Here is an 18,771-nt window from a genome sequence, read left to right on the forward strand (position 1 = left end):
TTTGAGTGAGCGGGTAGCGTCCCCACACACACGAGCGGGCCCCGGCACGGCGGGATACCAGACCGGGGCCCGACTCAACTCTGTTCAACGATCGAGGAGATGACATGCCTCCTGACCGAAACAACGACTTCGGCCGGCCACTCGAGCGGAGCCGGTCGCAGCGGTTCGACCGTAACATCCCGCACACGGGCGCGGTTGAAACCCGCGACCTGCGTGACAGGGAAGTCAACATGCAGGTAGGGGCGTTCGTCGCCGCCCCGGTCCTGGGCATCGTGCTGGTCCTGCGGCCCGAGCTGTACCAACTCGCCGCAGCGGCGATCTGCATGCTGCTGGCCGCAACCCGTCGCTCCGACCTGCGCTACCGGCGGCTTCGTATCGCCTGACGGCCGGTCGGCCGCCCCCGGGCGGTTCGAACTGCCCGGGGGCGGCCGCCCGACCGGCGGCACACCGATCACCCGCCCAAGGAGCCGGGCCGAGTTCGGCTGACGGCTTCTGCGGAATCTCTCAATTTCCGTGACCCAGCCCGGTGGCACTTGCCCGCAAAGGATGCCCGATCCCATGACGCCCAAGGACCCAGGCCCCGCCCACTGCCTCAACCCCGACTGCGGCAAACCCATTGACCGCGTCGGCGGCTCCGGCAGGCCGCGCCATTACTGCAACGACGTCTGCGGTCGCGCCTACCGCAGGGCGCGCAAGAAGCACCCGACCCCGGACGCGGTCGCCCACGACCTCTTCGCCGACGAGGTATCCGACGATCTGGCGCGCGGCGTCGAACACCTGCGCCGGCTGACCCGTACGCGCCAGCCGCTCGCGGGACTGAGTCTGCTGCGCATCGTGGAACGCGACCTGGAGGACCTGAAGGTCGCCCTGGTGCAACAGGCCCGCGACCAGCGGGAGAAGAACGCCGAGATCGCCCGTTCCCTGAGCCTGCCGCCCGAGCAACTCACCCGGAAACTCTCCTCGGACGCCGTCCGCCGAAGAATGGCCAACCGCCGGCAGCGCCCCCGCAACGGCCCGGCCCGGCCGACGGAACCGGAGGCCGCCGCCTCGGCACCGCTCATCAGCATCCCGCGCCAGCGCCGGCCCCCGGCCGGGCCGGGCGGCGCCACGCCGTTCCGGGCCAGGGAGCCGGACCGGCACCCCGCGGGGCCGGCCGCGGTCCTCACCCGCGCCCTGTCCCAGCTTCAGCGCGTCAGCACCAAGTCCTTCCGCCGGCTCGCCGAGGACACCGACATATCTGCCTCCTACGTCTCCCGGGTCCTCAGCGGCGAGCGCTGCCCTTCGTGGAAGATCACGCGTGCGCTCACGCTCGCCTGCGGGGGAGACCCGGCAGAGATCCAGCCCCTGTGGGCGGCCGCCCGCGGACAGACACCGAACCAGCGCGGCAGCCTGCACGAGGCCCTGCGCGGACTGCACCTGTCCGCCGCTCGGCCTGCCACGGCCGATCTCGGTGCGCGCAGCGGCCTGAGCCCCCGAGCCGTCACCGGAATGCTCAGCGGCAGCACGCTGCCAGCCTGGGAGGACGTCGAGGAACTCGCCCATGCCCTGGGCGCCGAGGCCCCGCCCCTACGGCCGTTGTGGAACGCCGCACGCGCCGCGGCGGCGGGGCCCCTCGAACCGCCGCCTGCCTTTCCGCTCGCCCTCCGTACACCCGCCGAGGTCCTCGGATGACTCCACACACCCTCAGGCAACCCCTCCGTACATCCGCGTCCTGTTCCCGCGTGTCGTCTCCGTCGTCGCGGCCACGTGGCGTCCCGCCCCGCCAGGAGGCCCCGCTCACCGCCGTGCTGCCGCCTGCCTTCGAGGCGTTCTGCGCGCTGCACCGCGACCACTACCTCGACTACGCGCGCGTCCATCTGCCGGACGACGAGGCGCACGGCTTCGTCCGCGGCGTCCTGGGGGAACTGGCGGTCCGCTGGCCGTATGTCGTCAGCCATCCCAATCCCTCCGCGCGGGCCTGGACCCTGCTGAGCGCTCGGATCCGGGCCCGGCGGCCCCTGCCCGCCCCGCTCGACACCTGTCCGGCCCCGCAGTACGACGCCCTCGTGCTGCACTGCCTGCTGGAGTACAGCAGCACGGCCGCCGCCGAGACCATGGGCGTGGAGCCGAGCAAGATCCGCTACCTGGTCTGCTCCGCGTCCGCCGCCACCCGCAGGGCCGCCCGCCGACTGCGCCCCGATCCGCCGGGGGACCTGCCTTGGGGGTGCCGAGCATGAACTCGGCCTCCGGAGCCCGAACTGACGGTGAGGCTCGGCCGCCGTCGCGGACGTCGTCGGAGATCCAGGAGCCGTGGATCACGACCGGGACCCTCGGGACGGATGTGTTCCGGGGACTACCATGTCCGTTATGCGCGCAATTACTGTCCATCGCTATGGTGGTCCGGAGACCCTGGAACTGACAGAGGTCGACGACCCCAAAGTCGGTCCCGACTCGGTGCTCGTGCGGGTGAAGGCCGCGGGAGTCAACCCGGTCGACTGGAAGATCGTCGCCGGATACCTCGACTCGATCATGTACATCCACTTCCCTCTCATCCCCGGCTGGGACGTCGCGGGCGTCGTCGAGGCGGTCGGCCTGGACGCGACCGAGTTCTCGGTCGGCGACGAGGTCTTCGGCTATGTCCGCAAGGACGAAGTGCAGCACGGCACTTACGCGGAACTCGTCGCGGCGCCCGTGCGCACCCTCGCCGGCAAGCCCGCCTCGCTGAACTGGCAGCAGGCGGCCGGGGTGCCGCTGGCAGGACTCACGGCCTGGCAGTCGTTGGCCCGGGTGGGGGTGTCCTCGGGCGACACGGTCCTGGTTCATGCGGCGGCCGGCGGCGTCGGGGCCTTCGCCGTGCAGATCGCGGTGGCTCAGGGAGCCCGGGTCATCGGTACGGCGAGCGAACCCCACCACGACTTCCTCCGCTCCCTGGGCGCCGAACCCGTGACCTACGGCGACGGGCTGGCCGAGCGGGTGCGGTGGCTCGCACCTGAGGGAATCGACGCGGCAGTGGACTACGTGGGCGGGGACGCGGTCGCCGTGTCCCAGGAACTGCTGAAGGACCGTTCTCGGGTCGCCTCGATCGTCAACCCCGAGGTCACCGAGCACGGCGGTCACCATGTGTGGGTCCGTCCGGACTCCGCGGACCTCGCGGAACTGGCCCGCCTCGCCGACGCCGGCAAGCTCGACGTCCATGTCGAGCAGGCCCTGCCGTTGGCCGAGGCCGCCGAGGCGTTCGGCCGCAGCAAGAGCGGGCGGACCCGCGGCAAGATCGTGCTCGAGGTCGGACACGGCGACTGACGACACGGTCGGCCCGTTGCCCGGGGCCGGTGGGGGAGCCCTGGCGCTCGTCGACCGGGCGCGGCCCCGCCGACCGCCGGGCGTGAACCAAGTGGACTACGGGGCCGGTGCAACCGTATGTTGCGCATGCCGCGCGTGAGGTTCCGGGGAGGAACGGCGTCCGGCGTTTCGACCACACCTCGGGGGATGCTCCACCATGCTCTGTTCGCGCTGCCATCAGTTCGCCGCTGTACCGGGCGGCACCTTGTGCTCCCAGTGCGCCGCCGCTCCGGCACCGACGGCCCGGTCGGCCGCGGTCGTGCCCGAGGCCTTCCTGCGCTCGCCCGTCGGGCTGGGCCGCGCGACCGCCATACTGCTCGGACTGGTTGCCGTCACCGATCTGTTCGCGATCGGGGCGGACGTCTTCATGTACAACGTGTCGGGTGATCTGGCCGACGGCGCCGTCGGCGACGCCGTGAGCCGCCGGGCCGACCGCGCGGACGCGCTCTACGCCGCAGCCGGCATGGCCCAGACGGCCGCGATGCTGACCTGCATGGTCGTGTTCCTGTGCTGGTTCTACCGAGTACGGGTCAACGCCGATGTGTTCGAGCCGAACGGGCACCAGAAGAAGCGTGGCTGGGCGATCGGCGGCTGGTTTACACCGATCGTGAACCTCTGGTTTCCACGCCGGATCACACTGGACATCTGGGACGCGAGCAGCCGATGGGGTGCGCCCAGGTCGCACGGCCTCGTCAACACCTGGTGGGCGCTGTGGATCATCTCACTCCTGGCCGAGCGGGCCGGCTTCTCCGCCTACCGTCGAGCCCACACCGCTCAGGAACTGCGCAGCGCGGTCCCGCAGGTGCTCCTCGCGGACGTCACCGACATGGCGGCCGCGCTGCTCGCGATCCTCGTCGTACTGCGGCTCACGCGTATGCAGCACGAGAAGGGGCTGCAGGGCGCGGTGCTGCAGCCGGTCGTGGTCTGACGTCCCGAGGGGTCGAGTCGCCAAGCCACCGGGTTGCCAAGTCGCCAAGTCCATGGCCGGTCGATGTCGTCCGAACCGTTGTCACCGGGCGCTTCTGCCTGGTTGGGTATCCCGCTGGCACGTGACGGGCATGGCAGGCCCGGCGGATGAGTGCGACAGGCGTGGCGGGCCGATGAGGGAGCGGGTGCGAATGGCAGCGGAAACGCGGGCGGTGGACGACGGGAAGACCCTGCCCGACGGGCTCGGACAGGCGATCCGTGAGACGGCCGCGGACATCGCGGCGCTGTTGCGAGCGGCGGCCGACACGACGGTCCCCGTGCCCGGCTCGGAATGGACCGTGGGCGAGGCGGCGGCCCATCTGGCGGTGGCCAACGAGCTGATGGCCGACCTCGCGGCGGGCCGCGAACGCCCCTACGGCGACGGCACGCCGCAGAGCCTGGCCGCGGCCAACGCGCGGTCCCTGGCCGCGTTCGGGGAGCGCGGGGCAGAGCCGCTGGCGGCGATGATCGTGGCGCAGGCGGACGGCTTCCTCGACGCCGTCGCCCGGACCACGGCGGAGAGCACCGCGGACCGGACGCTTGTCACGCCGCTGGGCCCCATGGACCGGTCCGTTCTCGCCTCGTATCTGCTGACCCACATGCTGGGCCACGGCTACGACCTCGCCCGCGCGCTCGGCCGACCGCACATGATCGACCGTGCTCGGGTCGGACTGTGCCTGCCGTTCCTGCTGACCGCCATGCCGCACGTCGCCGTCGCCGGTGCCGGGGTCACGGCCCGCTACCGGCTGCGGGTGTGGGGCGGGGCGGAGTTCGGCGTCACCTTCACCGACGGCGCCGTGGACGTGACGTCCGCGGCACCGGACCGTCCGGACTGCACGATCCTCACGGAACCGGTCACGTTCCTGCTCATCGCCCTGGGCCGCTGCAACCCGTGGCGGGCCATGGCGAGCGGCCGGGTTCTCGCCTGGGGGCGCAAGCCCTGGCTCGGGCCGCGCTTTCCGACGCTCTTCATGGCGCCCTGACCCACATCGAGGCCCCGCGTGGGGGAGGCTGCCCGTAGGGTGACCCGCGTCGTGGCCCGGAGTGAGGGAGGTTGTCCGCTCGGCACCCCGACCCGCGCGGCGGTCCCACGCCCGGGAAGGGCGTCCGTCTCCCTCTCAGCAACCGATGTCGGCCGCGTCGAAGAAGTGATCGAGGGGCGCCCGGTACGCCGCAGGATGGAAGCCCAGCTCCCATTGGGGATGACCGGCCCACTCCATGAAGGCGACCCAGCGCAGCAACCACCCGAGGGCGTTGGTGGTGGCGTCCTGCTCGCAGTCGCTTTCGCCGCCCGCCACCTCACGCAGGTCCAGCCACTGCCGGAACAGGTCCGTGACATCGGCCGCGGTCCGGCGTTCGGCCGCGCTGCCGCACCGTTCTGCATCGGCGAGCCGTCCCCCGAAGAACCGGGCGAACCGCTGGTCTCGTGCGTGGGCCCATCGATCGTCCGCCGCCTCGGCCGCGCCACCCGGCTGGGCGCGGTACGGAAAGGCGGGTTCGGGCTGGGGGGCGGTCACGGCAGGCTCGGAACGCGAGACGGTGTCGCCGGGGCCAGGGGGGCGGGTCTATGGGCCGCGCGGGTGGCGCGCCGGGGAGGGAGAAACGCAGGGACGGCCGTCACGTAATCCTCCGACAAGGAGCGAGGTGGGGGCATAAGAGCTCCGTACACAAGGGGCGCCCGGCTCGCGACGGCGTCTGGTGCTGATCGCAGTCCCCTCGTGTTCGGAGCTCCAAGCCCCGGCAGCATGGCTGGTTGCGCCGTCTCGCCACGCCGTGACCGGCCGGGAAGCGATGAGCGGATCCCAGGGCTGTCGGCCGGTGTCGCGGGCAGGGAAGGCGGAGCGACGCATCATCTGTACAGCGGGCATCTGGGGGCCGCAGCCGGGATGACTGGTGCGGGAAGAACGGGCGGCACCGTCTGACGTCCACGGTTCTGGCCTCCCAACGTCCGAGTGCCCGGGCGGTCCGCATCGGCTCGCCGACCGCCGGCCACCCGGCTCGTACCGTCGGCACGTCGTGTCCGTCCCCGCTGAGGCAAGGCCTGCGAGGCACACCTCTGCACCCTTGAACCGTGCGTGGGGGTGGCCCGGACATGCACACGCCGACGCGAACGCAGGCGCGACCGCATTCCGCAATCGCGGATCGAACGCGACCGTGTCCGCCGGGTGCTGACTGGCAGTCAGTCACCCGGTGATGCTGCAATCCCCGAGCATGTGATGTCAACTGTTGTATCCATCCTTGGCTATTGGAGTGTCGCTGACCTGGTTGCTTGGCCGGGGAGCGGTTATCGTCTCGTCATCAATGCGCAGTCCGCGCCGCCACCGGACGTGAGGAGATGCGTCGGTGAGAGATCCGCGCCAATCGCTCGCCGAGACCCTCGGGCACATCGACTCTCTGCTGAGCGACGGGCAGAGCCGTGACGACGTCCTCGACGTGCAACAGTTGTCCGTCAACTGTGGCGTTCCGCAGGACGTTGTGGAGATGCTGCTGAACGGCAGGCAGGCCCCTGCGGAGGACATCACCGACCGGATCATCCGCCGCATCGCTCATCTGCGGGAGACGCGACGGCGCCCCGACGGCTCGCGCCACTCCTACGACGAGATCGCCTCGTCGTTCGGGGCCACCCGGGCAGCACTGTCCAACCTCGTCAACGGCCGCAGGAGCCCGAGGGAGACCGCGCAGCCGACCCGGGACGTGCGACGGCGCACGGCCCGCTCAGGAGGTCCGCTGGCCTCCACCCAGGCAGGCGTCGAGCGCTTCTTCTTCGGGGAGCCCAACGGATGGCTCAGCGCCGAGCCGGAGTCGGCCCTCAACGAGGTGCTCCAGCCCGTGCTCGAAGCGCTGCGCACGGCCGTCGACCACGACTGCAACGGCAGCCGCGCCACGGCGCTGCGCACGGCCGCCGCCCTGCCGGACGACGAGTGGGAACTGGTCGAGCGTTTCATCAACACCCTGGTGCGGCAGGTACGTGAAGAACGCGGTCAGCAAGGCTGACACTGGCTCGAACCCGCCCACCCGGCCCATGCCGGGGCGTTGTTGCGATGCGTCGCACCAGCAACACACCCGTGACGCGTCCGCGATAGCCTGCCACAGCGACTGCGCCCAGCAACGTCCCCGGAGGCCGTGCCCATCCCATGAACGGCGACTTATCGCCACTGGACGGCGACTCACCCTTCTACGTCTCCAGCGGACTGATGCTCCTGGCTTGTCTGCTGAAGCTGCCGGCACTCGTGCGTGCCCGAGGCCGGGACTGGCTGCTGTCCTCCATCTGCGCCCTGCTCTTCCTCGGCGCGGGAGTCCTGTTCACCACCGCCCAGAGCACGATCGCCCTCGTCAACTCCGGCACCGGCGTGCCCAATATCGCCGCCCCGATCGTCTACATACTGCTGGTCGCCTTCTCCGGAGCCTCGATCGTGCTCGTCCTGAACTGGCGCGGTGAGACCGGCACGGCCCAGCCCCGCCGTCTCTCCCGTATCACGATCGCCGCGTACGGCGTGGCCGTCCTCCTCATCGCGGTCCTCTTCTCGCTGGGCGACGCGCCGGTCGAGCAACGGACCCGGTTCGACCTCTACTACGCCACCACGCCCTTCATCAGGGAGATGATCCTTCTCTATCTCGCCGCGCACGCCGTGGCCTCCCTGACCGTCGGCCACCTGTGCCGACGCTGGTCGGGGGAGGTGCACGGAACGCTGCGCACCGGTCTGCGCGTGCTGGCCACCGCGTATCTGATGCACTTCGTCGGCTACGACCTCATGACGGCCGCGGCGGTGATCGGCCGCTGGACCGGCCACACCTGGGATCTTCTCATCGTGATCGCGCGCACGATGATCGCGCCCAGCGCGGTCCTGGGAGCGGCGGGTTTCGTTCTCCCCCTGATCGGCCGGAGCACCGCCGTCCGCTACTGGCAGCTGGCACCACTGGCCCGCACGGTGCGCCCCGTACGGGGCGCACCAGGGCCCACACCCCTGCCCCTGCCGTGGTGGAAGCCCAGTGTGCATCTGCGACTGACGAGACGTCAGACATATATCTCGGACCGCATTTTGGCCTGCCGTGACCACTCCGATCCGCGGATCCGGGACGAGGCACACCGGCTCGCCCTGGCCCGCAACGCCACCGGGGAGGAGGCCGCCGCCATCGCCGAGGCCGCGCTGATCGTCGCGGCGGTCGAGGTCCACTACGCCCACGGCGGCCACGGCCCGCCCCCTCGGCGTCGGGTGAACGCGGACGAGCGCACGGTCTCCAGCAGCGACCTGGTCCATATCTCCCGGGCGCTGCGTTCCCGTATCGTCAAGGACGTCCGCACACGGACCCGGAGCCGCCGACGGCCCTGACCCGAGCAGCCGGGCCGCACCGCGGGGGCGCCCCGTGGTCAGCCGAGATACGCGTCCGTGAGCGCGAGGACGGCCAAGCCGTCGTTGCCGGTCCACCGGGCCCGGTGTCGGTAGGGTGGTCTGTCAGGAACGCGAGCGCCGGAAACACGGCCCGTCGAGGGTGCTTCGTGGCGGGACGCGGTCCGGTTCTGCAACGCCTTGTCCCGGCACGAAGGGCTGCCGCCGGCTACCACTTGAACGTCGGTGAGGACGAGTGGGAGCACGCCTGCCGCGCCGGCAGCACCGGACCGCGCGACCCCGACCGGACATACCACCACACGCTCTCGCCACCCGGGACAAGGCCTCAGTCCGATGAGCGGATGCGACCGTCCGTGCCCGCCGCTGCCCCTTCCACTGCTCCTCCCGTTCGGTCGAGGCCATGGAGGATCGCGCGCTCGGTCGCCGTCAGGGGCGGCCCGGCCAGCGGCGGCAGCACAGGGCCGTTCAACGTGGCGAGCAGCAGCGAGGGGCGCAGCAGACGGCTGCCGTCCTCCTGCAATGTGGTGACGTTGCACATGGCGGCGGACACCCGATAGGAGCTGGTAGCCACCTTCGTCATACGGCGGACATAGCGAGTGAGCACACGATCGGCGAATGTGGGACTGTCGCCGAGCACTCCGGGGAACCACCGGTCCTGAGAACTGCTCAGGGACCACGCCGCGTCCACCGCCCTGGCGGCGGCGTGCTGGATCCGGCGTGCCACGCCCGGCGCGGCCGCATCGGCCACGGCGAGTACCCGGCGAAGCTCCTGGGCGCCCAGCGCCGCCACCGACATGCCCTGCCCGTAGACCGGGTTGAACGCGGCGGCGGCATCACCCAGCACCACAAAGCCCTCGGGCCAGGCGGCAGCGCTCTCGAAGTGACGGCGGACGTTGCGGGTGCTGCGGCTGAGCGCCACGTCGGACAGGGGCTCGGCACCGGAGACGAGCCGGCCCACCAGAGGATGCCGCAGCCCGAGGGCGAAGCGGACGAAGTCCGCGGGGTCGCTGGTGGGCTCGCCGCCTCGGGTGCCGCTCAGACTGGCCAGCCATCGTCCGCCCTCGATGGGGATGAGAGCCGCCGCGCGGCCGGGCGTCGGGTCGAGAGGGTCGGGCTGCACCAGGATCAGGGGGAATTCCTCCGCCCCGTCAGGCATCCGGTAGAGGCGGCTCGCGTACACGACCCCCGAGTCGACGACCTCCTCACGGATCCCCGTGATGCCGAGCGAGTCGAGCCACTCCAGGGCACGTGACCCACGCCCGCTCGCGTCGACGACCAGGTCCGCGGGCAGGTCCTCCTCGGCACCCTCCGTGTCGGCGATGCGTACGCCCGTGACACGCTCCGCCGATCCCAGCAGGGAGACGGCCTCGGCACGCCGCAGTCCGATACGGGGACGGTCCAGGACCGCCTCGCGCAGGATGGCGTCCAGGAGGTCCCTGCTGCAGGTGAGCAGGGGGTGGCTGGCGTGGCGCCAGCGCCGGAACCAGCCCTCGGGACCCAGCATCACCGCGCCGGAGGTGAGCGAGATCTCGCGGCCCCCTGCGGCGAGCACCCGCTGCCGCAGCTGTAGGCCGGGCAGAAGAGCCTCGATCGCGTTCAGCCCGCTGGTCAACAGGATGTGGCCATGCCGGCCCTGGGGTAAGCCCTTGCGCGGAGCAGGCCCCTCCGGCAGCACATCGCGCTCGAGTACGGTCACCTCGTCGACCACGTCGGACAGGGCCGCGGCGGCCAGCAGTCCGGCCACGCTCGCACCAACGACGATTGCTCTACGCGACATCCGCCCCCCGATCGCAGCCCCGGACGCGCACACCGTACCGTCGGGCGTGGCGGTCACCCCAGGAGATCGGGCCAGAACCGGCCAGGCGACACGTCGATGACGCATCTACGAGCCGCGGCACCGGGAACCAGGACTGCTCATCTCTCGCCCAGCACCGTACGGATCACGTGCCGGGCGTTGTCCGCCATCGACGGATTCGTCTTCCGGTGGTACGGCAGCGCGATGAGTGCCTGCGAGAGGGTCCGCCCCCGGCCGCGGATCCAGGTCGCCTCGTCCACGCCGAGCGTCTCACGGAAGACCTCCCTCGCCCCGGCCGGCAGCAGATTCCATGCCGGGAACAGATCGCAGGCCGGATCGCCCACCCCCGTACATCCGAAGTCGATCACCGAGGCCAGCCGGTCAGCGTCCACCAGCAGATTGCCCGGCATCAGATCGGCATGCAGCCACACCGGCGGCCCGTCCCAGCCCGGCGCCCGTAGCGCGTCCTCCCACACGGCGGTCGCGGCCTCGCAGTCGACGCCCTCCTGCGGGATCCGGCGCAGTTCCTCGATCGCGGTCCGGGTGTCCGCGTCGAGCGAGGCGACCGGCCCGCCCCGGTGGGCCCGCGGTGCTCCCCGCAGATCCACGCTCCGCATCGCCACCACGAAACCGGCCAGGTCCTCGGCGAGCAGTTCGGGTTCGCCCAGTGCGCCCGGCTCGGGGTTCCCCCCCGCCAGCCATCCGTACACCGACCACGGCCACGGATACCCCTCGGCGGGCTCCCCGGCCCCGAGCACCTCGGGGACGGACTCGGGCAGCAGAGGTGCGAGCCGGGGCAGCCACTCCCGCTCCGACGCCACGTCCCCCGCTCCGCTCTCGATCAGCGGCAGCCGTACGACCATGCTGTCGCCCAGCCGGTACATGGCGTTGACCGTGCCCCCCGAGGGAAACCGCTCCACGGCCAGCCCCGCCCACTGCGGGAACTGCCCGGCGATCAGCCGCCGTACGAGGCCTTCGTCGAGGGGGTGCCGGCCCGGGTGCAACTGCCCTGTGCTCATGGTGCGCCATCCGATCGTGGGGCGGCGGCAGGCGTCCAACGCTTCTCGGGCGTATGGGGTGACTTGACGCAGAGTCAATACCTTTGCCTCATGCGCCGACGCGAAGTCGGGTGGGCGGAATCCGTTGATGACGGAGTCGGCAGACACATCGAACTTGATGTGGACGGTGAGGTCAGGGACCGCGAGACGGCGACGCGTGAGGGCGTCCGCCAGGACGGCGGGTGATGGGCGGCGCCGGGCGCGGGCGCAAGGGCCGGACCGTGCCCTTCCCGATCGCCGATGCCGGGTCGACCGTGGACCAGTCGAGGGCGGGACAGGTCCGCGCGACATGTGCCGCCGGGCCCTGGGGCATCGCCGCCCTGTTCCCCGTCGTCGAGGAGGCCGGTGGCGTCTTCAGTGATCGGCGGTCCGGGCTCCGCCCCCCGACACAGCGGCCGACTCCCGGAACGCGGCGAGTCGGCCGCCGTATGGGTCCCTGCTCACCTGTGACGGGGCGGGGCGCTCCACCTGGTTTCAGCATGCACGGAGTATCAGCCGGCGGCGACTCGGATGCCGCCGTCCCGGTGAGCGGCTGTCGGCCGCGGGTAGGGTCCGCCTCATGAATCGGAAGCAGACCGCGCCCGAGGCGCCGGTGCCGGCGGTCGAGTTCCTGGCCTCTCAGGAGATCACCCAGACGCAGTGCCGCAAGTGCGGCAGCGAGGTTGCCGGGGTGAACGGCCGATATGCCTGCGGGGTGTGCGGATGGGTCAACCACTGGAGCGAGGGGCACAACGACCTGCCGACCGCAGCGGATGACGACATCGAAGAGTGAAACACGACAAGAGGAGCGAAGCGGGCAAGTCGTCGGGGTGACCGGAGGCGAATGAGTGTTTCATTTTTTGGGACAACCGGGTTATGGTCACGCTCTGCGAGATCTTGTACGGAGGTGCCCGGGATGGAGAACAGTGAGCCGGTACGCCGGGGACGGCCCCCGGGCGTCCGGACGGTCGAGGGTGGGCTGACCAGCCGCCAGCAGGACATCGTCCGGTTCATCTCCGACACGGTCCGGCGGCAGGGATACCCGCCCTCGATGCGGGAGATCGGCCAGGCGGTGAACCTCGCGAGCACCTCCTCCGTCGCCCATCAGCTGATGGCGCTGGAACGCAAGGGGGTCCTGTACCGCGATCCCAACCGGCCGCGCGCCTATCGGGTACGTTCCTCCTGGGCCCCCGACCCGGACCGCAGCCCGGCCGCCGCGGTGGACGTGCCGCTGATCGGACGCATCGCCGCGGGCGCACCCCTGCTCGCGCAGGAGATGGTCGAGGACGTCTACACGCTGCCGCGCCAACTGGTCGGCGACGGCGACCTGTTCGCCCTGACCGTGTCCGGCGACAGTATGGTCGAGGCGGCGATCTGTGACGGCGACATCGTCACCGTCCGCCGCCAGGACAGCGCCGACCACGGTGACATCGTGGCCGCCCTCCTGGAGGACGAGGCCACCGTCAAACAGCTGCGCCGACAGGACGGTCAGGTGTGGCTCATGCCCCGCAACCGGGCGTACGAGCCGATCCCCGGCGACCAGGCGAAGATCCTCGGCAAGGTCGTGGGAGTCCTGCGCGCGCTCTGACCGGGTCCGGACCCGTTTCGCCTCACGGTCGCGCCAAGGGCAGCCCGCCAGGGCCTGAGGTGAAGCGCCGAGGCTCTTCAGCGCCAAGCGGGGCCCGGGGATCTCCCCCTTGACTCCCCGGGCCGCGCCTGGCCGGAGCGGGAGATCCGCGGTCGCCCCCGCGGTCCTCCCGATGTCGCCGACGGGCCTATCCTCACCGCCCCGGACTCCGAGGGTCATTGACGGACAGCGCAGAAACGGTTGACGTTCCACGCATCCCGTAGGGGAGTTCCACACCGAAACCAGCCACCGGACGCTCCGCGGCGGCCGTCGCAAGCGCCGCCGTTATCCTTGACGCATAAACCACTTCCCGGGACCACTCGCGGTGCGGGACCATGCACAGGTGGCGGAATCTGCACCTCGCCGCCCTGTTGCGGCGGCTGCCGAGACGGGGGTCGAACGGTGATCACGCTCTCCAGCCGGGACCTGCCGGCCGCCGACCGGATCAGCTGGTTCTGCGACCTGGTGGCCCGTGACATGGCCCCGCACGACATCGTCACCCAGCACGACTCGGACTTCCCGGCCTCGGCGAGGCTGCTGTCGCTCGGCGACCGGGTCGGTGTCTCCAGCGTCGCCTTCCCCACCATGCAGTCCATCCGCACCCCACGCCTCATCCGGCGTTCCGACCCGGAACTGTGGGTGCTGGCTCTGGTCGTCCGGGGCGCCATGCAACGGGAGCAGGGCGGCAATCACGTCAATCCGCGCCCGGGTGACCTGGTGCTCTACGACACCTCGCAGCCCTACTGGGCGTCGGTCGCCACCGACGACGTGGCCCAGTGCATCGTGCTGCATCTGCCCCGGCAGGCGGTGTCCGTTCCGGAGCAGGCGCTGCGCCGGCTGGTGGCCACCGAGCTGCCGTCCCGGACGGGCATCGGTGCCCTGCTGAGCGACCTGCTCGCCGGGATCGTCAAGCAGGGGGCGAAGGTGGAGGCCGCCGGTCAGATCCCCCGGCTGGCATCTGCCGTGGTCGACCTGACCACCGCGTTCCTGGCGAGTCTGTGCGAGGCCGACGGGGCCGAGACCGCCGCGGCGCGGAAGACCGCACAACTGCACCAGATCAAGTCCTTCATCCGGGCCCGGCTCGGCGAGCCGGGGCTCACTCCCACGGCCGTCGCCGCCGCCCACCACATCTCGCTGCGCGCCTTGCAGTACCTGTTCCGGGAGGACGGCGGGACCGTCGGGGCGTTCATCCGCGAGCAACGCCTGGAGCGCTGCCGAGCCGACCTCATCGACCCCCTGCTGGCCGATCGGAGCGTCGCCGCGCTCGCGCTCCGCGCCGGCTTCTCCGATGCCGCCGCCTTCAGCCGGGTCTTCAAGGCGCACTTCGGAATGCCGCCCGGCGAATACCGCCGAAGCCATGGAGTGCCACAACGGCGGAACCGGGCCGGGCAACCGGACCGAGAGCTCTGAGACCCAAGGCCCCGCGAGCATCGGAGCACGATCGCCAGGACCACGCCGACGGCGGGTATCCAGCCGCCGGACCGCGTCCGGTACCAGACCGTCCGGTTGGCGTCGCCCCGCGAGGATTCACCGGCGTCTGACGGCGGCGATTCATACAGCGCCGCTCGTCATGCCAGGCGTTTCCGAAAGCGGTATCCGGTGACAAACGGAATCCGGTGACGATGAGTTCCATGGCGGCACAGTGAGCGGATTCTCGGCTTCCGTACCGGATCAGTGGTCCTGTGATGTGGGACGAGAGCTGTCCTTGCGCCCTGGCAACGATGTCGGCGGTAAGGCGGCGACGGAATCCGTTGTCCACCGCCGGCTCCCTTTACCTGCCCGGCCGTTGAATCGTTTTTCGGCATCGTTGTCTTCCATCGGCAACGTGGCGCACCCGCCGAATGGCGCGAACACAACCTTGTATTTGCGGCCCGGGGGCAACACTTTTGATTGCCGTCGACCGCCGGTCGGCGAACATCCGATGAGAGGGGATCCGAGATGAAGTCGACTGTCACCATGGGCAAGAAGGCCGGGGTCAAGAAGATTGCCGTACGTCGCGCCGGCGACGTGCGGTTGACGTCGGCCGCCTGTCAGTGCCCGTACAGCGCCAACGCGTAACACGTTCGACGCTCCATGAGTTGCACCCGGGTGCGCCGGCCCACGGCGCACCCGGGTTGCCTGCGCCGAACGTAGGGGAGGGGTTGTGGCCGATGACGGCCTGCTGTTGCACGAGTTGAGCTTCGTACCCGAAGGCGACGACGTCGTGGTCGGCCGTCTCGACACCGGCTCCTACGCGGTCTTCCCGACCGACGGAGCGGAACTGCTGAAACGGCTCGCGCAGGGCATGCCCCTGAGCGCGGCCGCCGACTGGTACGCATCGGCATTCGACGAGGCGGTCGATCTGGACGACTTCGTGGCCACACTGCGGGAACTCGGCTTCGTCCGCGAGGGAGAGGAACAGCCGCAGGGCCCGCCGCCGCGGCCGGTGCGTCTGCGCCGACTGGGCCGTGCCGCCTTCTCCCTGCCGGCGTGGGCGTGCTACCTGGCCGTGGTCGGCGGCTGGACCTGGGCCGTGACCCGCCATACGGACCTGGCCCCGCACCCGTCCCAGATCTTCTTCGTACGCTCCCTGCTCGTGGTCCAGCTGGTGATCACCTTCGGTCAGGTGCCGCTTCTGCTGCTCCACGAAGGCTTCCACATCCTCGCCGGACGCCGCCTGGGGCTGCCGACCCGGCTGCGGGTGAGCAACCGCCTGACCTACATCGTGGCCGAGACGCAGATCAACGGGCTGCTCAGCGTTCCACGCGCGAAACGCTATCTTCCGTTTCTCGCGGGCATCGTCTGCGACGGCGTGGTCCTGGGCGGGCTCGGACTCGTCGCCGACGCGACCCGGAACCCCGACGGTTCCTTCTCCCTCACCGCGCGGGTCTGTCTCGCTCTCGCGTTCACGGTGGTGGTCCGCGTTCTCTGGCAGTTTCAGCTTTATTTGCGTACCGACCTCTACTATGTGGCGGCCACCGCAGGGAACTGTTATGACCTGCACGACGCCGGAATGATGCTCCTGAAGAACCGCATGTGGCGTCTGCTGGGGCGCTCGCAGCGCCTTGTGGACGAGGAACAGTGGACACCGCGAGACCGGCGTGTCGGGAAATTCTACGGCCCTTTCATCGTGCTCGGATACGCCGCGTTGGCCGGCATCACCGTTTTCGTCAGTGTCCCGGTGACGATCCAATATTTCAGCATCGCCCGGCAAGCCATCGCCTCCGGTCACGTCAATGCGGCTTTCTGGGACGCCGTGCTGTCCCTGTGCGTGAACGCCGCTCAGGTGGCTGCACTCGTCGTGCTGTCCAGGAGAAAACGCCGGGAGAAAAGGCTCTCCACACCCCAGACATCCCCTTCGGCGGAGGTTGAACTCGCATGATGGGTCATCTACGGATCGTGGGCGACCGGCGCGCAGACCGCCTCCGCCTCATCCGCACCCGTACCAGCGGGGCACTGGTGGTCCGCTGTCACCAGCGTCTGCGCGGCCCCTACACCGGCATCGACACCGTGCTGCGGTCCGTGCTCCCGGAGGCCGGACGGCGCTGGCCCGAGCTCGTGGAAGCCCACCGGGTGGAACTCCTGTACGGCATGCCCGAGTTGGCGCAGCTCATCGGCCCGCCCCCGCGAACGCTGGCCGACGAGGCCTCGTTCAAGGAGCGCACCCGCTTCTTCGGCTCCGGAATGATCCGCTGCATGAGCCAGGGCATCGTCACCTTCCTGCTCGGCTACGCGCACCGGATCCACGCCGACACCGGCTCCGCCCTGGAATTGGCCTTCGAGGAGGTCCACGCCGCGGAGGCGACCACCCAGGAACTGCTGGCCCTCCTGCTGCGCCGGGCCGATCCGCGCCTGCTCCGGGTGGTGATCTCCTCGACCGCCGACGCACTGTCCGACGAACTGGAGGCCGCGGTCGCCGCGACGGCCGGCACTCTCCGCGCTCCCGCGAGCGACCCGACGCCCAAAGCGCCCCGGAGCGCGCTGGAGTGGGCGGCCGTGTACGTCGACGGCGACTGCACCGACGACGACCCGCAAGCGCTGCGCGGGTACCGGGAGGCCGACCCGCAGGCGGTCTCCCGCCTGCACGACCGACGCGCCGACGGCCTGGAGGGCACGGCGAGTTGGGGCGTACGGATGGGCGCGATCGCCTACCACCGTGAGCGCGGCAGCGACCCCGGGGGAGCGGGACGGACCGCTCTGCTCGCGGCCCAGCGCCATGCGGTGGCCACCGGTTTCTCCGCCGCCGTGGTGGACCTGGGCCTGCGCGGCCGAGGCGTGAGCGATCCCGGGAGCCACGAGCACGACTACTGGGAGTTCACCCGGGAGGCGGCAGCGGCGTGCATCCCGATCGGTCGGCTGGCCCAGTCCATGGAGCTGTACCAGGACCTGCTGCGCCGCTTCACCAACCCCAAGATCCACATGATGACCAGCTACGCGATCGCCATGCTGCACACCCGCTTCCTCCGGCCACGCGACCACGAACTCGCGGTGCAGTGGCAGCACAACGCGGTCGCCATCGCGGGCATCCTGCCGGACCCTGCCGAGCGCCTGACCTTCAGTGTCTTCCACGACAACGGCCTGGCCCTCGTCGAGATGCACCGCGGCAACCGGGCTCGCGCCCTCGATCTCGTGGAGTCGTGCATCGCCCGGCTCGACCAGGAAATGGCCGAGGACCAGTGGGTCCTGCACCGCTCCCAACTGCTGTACAACCGGGCCCGTCTGCTGGTCGCACTGGGACGGCCGGACGAGGCATACGCCGACTACAGCCGGCTCGTCGACCTCGACCCCTATTACACCGACTATCTCTCGGAACGGGCCAGAATCTCCCGTGACCGCGGTGACTTCGACGCGGCCCTGGCCGACTACGACCGGGCCGTGCAACTAGCGCCGCCCTTCCCGGAGTTGTACTACAACCGCGGCACGGCCCGGATTCGGACCGGCGACCTCCGGGGTGCGCTCGACGACTTCGCCTATGTACTGGAGATGGAGCCCTCGGACCTCGACACCCGGATCGCCCGGGCGGAACTCTTGCTGGAGACGGGCGACCTCGAAGGCGCCGAGGCCGATGCGGACACCGGGCTGGCCCTCCACCCCGGCGACGCGCAACTGCTCTGCCTGAAGGGCACCGTGCTGCTGCAGCGCGAGGACTTCGAGCAGGCGCTCGCCGCGTTCGACGCCGCCCTGGAACGAGACCCGCGTTACCCCGCCGCACTGATCAACCGGGCCGTCGTGCACTTCCACCGGTCCCGGCACGGCAGGGCCGTCGCGGATCTGACCAGCGCACTCGACATCGTCGGCAACGACCCGGACGTCCTCCTCAACCGGGGCATCGCCCATCTCGCCGACGGCCGGACGGACCTGGCACGCGCGGACTTCGACGAGGCACTCACGCTCCCCGACGCCGACATCGCCGAACTCCACCGCCACCGGGAGCTGTGCGACGCGTCCGCAGCGTCCCTCAAGTCGCACCACTAGGGACGCGGGACGGGCGGCGCGCCGAGTCCTGCGCGGCGTGGTCGGCCCGTACAGCCCGGCAGGGCGGAGGCCACGGGCACTGTCGCTTGTCGTGGGGCGACAGTGCCCGCGGCCGCATGGGTGCCGGCGGGGGTGTGCCGGTCAGATTCCCGTGGTGCTGCGGCGGCGGAGCATGAAGGCGCCCGCCCCGAGGCCGCCGAGGAGCAGGATCGATCCTGCGGCGAG

The 18,771-nt window shown here is 70.7% G+C and carries 16 protein-coding genes and 1 pseudogene; 14 read left to right on the plus strand and 3 right to left on the minus strand.

The genetic code is table 11. From position 1 onward, the window contains the following. Window positions 1-104 precede the first annotated feature (104 nt). From AB0L95_RS22940 to AB0L95_RS22965, 6 genes are all read left to right on the plus strand, one after another. Window positions 105-383 carry a hypothetical protein gene (locus AB0L95_RS22940; protein ID WP_365163945.1) on the plus strand — a complete coding sequence of 93 codons (279 nt, stop codon included), beginning with the start codon at window positions 105-107 and terminating at the stop codon, window positions 381-383. A gap of 175 nt (window positions 384-558) precedes the next feature. Next, window positions 559-1,671: a helix-turn-helix transcriptional regulator gene (locus AB0L95_RS22945; protein ID WP_365163946.1), complete on the plus strand. Its 1,113-nt coding sequence runs from the start codon at window positions 559-561 to the stop codon at window positions 1,669-1,671. A 50-nt stretch (window positions 1,672-1,721) separates the two neighbouring features. Then, on the plus strand, window positions 1,722-2,216 hold the full coding sequence (locus AB0L95_RS22950) for a hypothetical protein (RefSeq protein ID WP_365163947.1): 495 nt from the start codon (window positions 1,722-1,724) through the stop codon (window positions 2,214-2,216). A gap of 130 nt (window positions 2,217-2,346) precedes the next feature. After that, window positions 2,347-3,279 carry an NADP-dependent oxidoreductase gene (locus AB0L95_RS22955; protein ID WP_365163949.1) on the plus strand — a complete coding sequence of 311 codons (933 nt, stop codon included), beginning with the start codon at window positions 2,347-2,349 and terminating at the stop codon, window positions 3,277-3,279. 196 nt (window positions 3,280-3,475) lie between these two features. After that, window positions 3,476-4,246: a DUF4328 domain-containing protein gene (locus tag AB0L95_RS22960; RefSeq protein ID WP_365163951.1), complete on the plus strand. Its 771-nt coding sequence runs from the start codon at window positions 3,476-3,478 to the stop codon at window positions 4,244-4,246. Window positions 4,247-4,436: 190 nt separating this feature from the next. Next, window positions 4,437-5,267 (plus strand): maleylpyruvate isomerase family mycothiol-dependent enzyme, encoded by an 831-nt coding sequence (locus AB0L95_RS22965; RefSeq protein WP_365163952.1) that lies wholly within the window; start codon window positions 4,437-4,439, stop codon window positions 5,265-5,267. Between the two features lie 135 nt (window positions 5,268-5,402). Here AB0L95_RS22965 and AB0L95_RS22970 read toward each other — a convergent pair whose 3' ends face one another. Next, window positions 5,403-5,801 (minus strand): hypothetical protein, encoded by a 399-nt coding sequence (locus AB0L95_RS22970; protein ID WP_365163953.1) that lies wholly within the window; start codon window positions 5,799-5,801, stop codon window positions 5,403-5,405. Between the two features lie 826 nt (window positions 5,802-6,627). Here AB0L95_RS22970 and AB0L95_RS22975 point away from each other — a divergent pair. The 3 genes and pseudogenes from AB0L95_RS22975 to AB0L95_RS22985 all read left to right on the plus strand — a co-directional run. Next, the gene (locus AB0L95_RS22975; RefSeq protein ID WP_365163954.1) at window positions 6,628-7,278 is read left to right on the plus strand and encodes a hypothetical protein; all 651 of its coding nucleotides are present in this window, start codon (window positions 6,628-6,630) and stop codon (window positions 7,276-7,278) included. Between the two features lie 140 nt (window positions 7,279-7,418). Beyond that, window positions 7,419-8,615: a DUF6545 domain-containing protein gene (locus AB0L95_RS22980; protein WP_365163955.1), complete on the plus strand. Its 1,197-nt coding sequence runs from the start codon at window positions 7,419-7,421 to the stop codon at window positions 8,613-8,615. A gap of 150 nt (window positions 8,616-8,765) precedes the next feature. Further along, a pseudogene (locus AB0L95_RS22985) lies at window positions 8,766-8,908 on the plus strand (SUMF1/EgtB/PvdO family nonheme iron enzyme); the annotation flags it as partial. Window positions 8,909-8,958: 50 nt separating this feature from the next. Here the strand turns inward: AB0L95_RS22985 and AB0L95_RS22990 are convergent. Together AB0L95_RS22990 and AB0L95_RS22995 are read right to left on the minus strand one after the other, a co-directional pair. Next, window positions 8,959-10,410: a pyridine nucleotide-disulfide oxidoreductase gene (locus AB0L95_RS22990; protein WP_365163956.1), complete on the minus strand. Its 1,452-nt coding sequence runs from the start codon at window positions 10,408-10,410 to the stop codon at window positions 8,959-8,961. A 137-nt stretch (window positions 10,411-10,547) separates the two neighbouring features. Next, complete coding sequence (locus AB0L95_RS22995; protein WP_365163957.1) at window positions 10,548-11,447, minus strand: aminoglycoside phosphotransferase family protein; 900 nt, start codon at window positions 11,445-11,447, stop codon at window positions 10,548-10,550. A 598-nt stretch (window positions 11,448-12,045) separates the two neighbouring features. Here AB0L95_RS22995 and AB0L95_RS23000 point away from each other — a divergent pair. From AB0L95_RS23000 to AB0L95_RS23020, 5 genes are all read left to right on the plus strand, one after another. Then, on the plus strand, window positions 12,046-12,258 hold the full coding sequence (locus tag AB0L95_RS23000) for a hypothetical protein (protein ID WP_365163959.1): 213 nt from the start codon (window positions 12,046-12,048) through the stop codon (window positions 12,256-12,258). 123 nt (window positions 12,259-12,381) lie between these two features. Then, window positions 12,382-13,053, plus strand: a complete 672-nt coding sequence (gene lexA, locus AB0L95_RS23005; RefSeq protein WP_365163960.1) for a transcriptional repressor LexA — start codon at window positions 12,382-12,384, stop codon at window positions 13,051-13,053. 441 nt (window positions 13,054-13,494) lie between these two features. Further along, entirely contained in the window at window positions 13,495-14,502 is a 1,008-nt protein-coding gene (locus AB0L95_RS23010; RefSeq protein ID WP_365163962.1) for a helix-turn-helix domain-containing protein, read from the plus strand. A gap of 733 nt (window positions 14,503-15,235) precedes the next feature. After that, window positions 15,236-16,453, plus strand: a complete 1,218-nt coding sequence (locus AB0L95_RS23015; RefSeq protein ID WP_365163963.1) for a hypothetical protein — start codon at window positions 15,236-15,238, stop codon at window positions 16,451-16,453. After that, window positions 16,450-18,546: a tetratricopeptide repeat protein gene (locus AB0L95_RS23020; RefSeq protein WP_365163964.1), complete on the plus strand. Its 2,097-nt coding sequence runs from the start codon at window positions 16,450-16,452 to the stop codon at window positions 18,544-18,546. The genes AB0L95_RS23015 and AB0L95_RS23020 overlap by 4 nt, the downstream gene beginning before the upstream one ends. Window positions 18,547-18,771 lie beyond the last annotated feature (225 nt).

The sequence above is a fragment of the Streptomyces sp. NPDC052036 genome (genome assembly GCF_040680495.1).
In the GTDB taxonomy this organism is placed as follows: Bacteria; Actinomycetota; Actinomycetes; order Streptomycetales; family Streptomycetaceae; genus Streptomyces.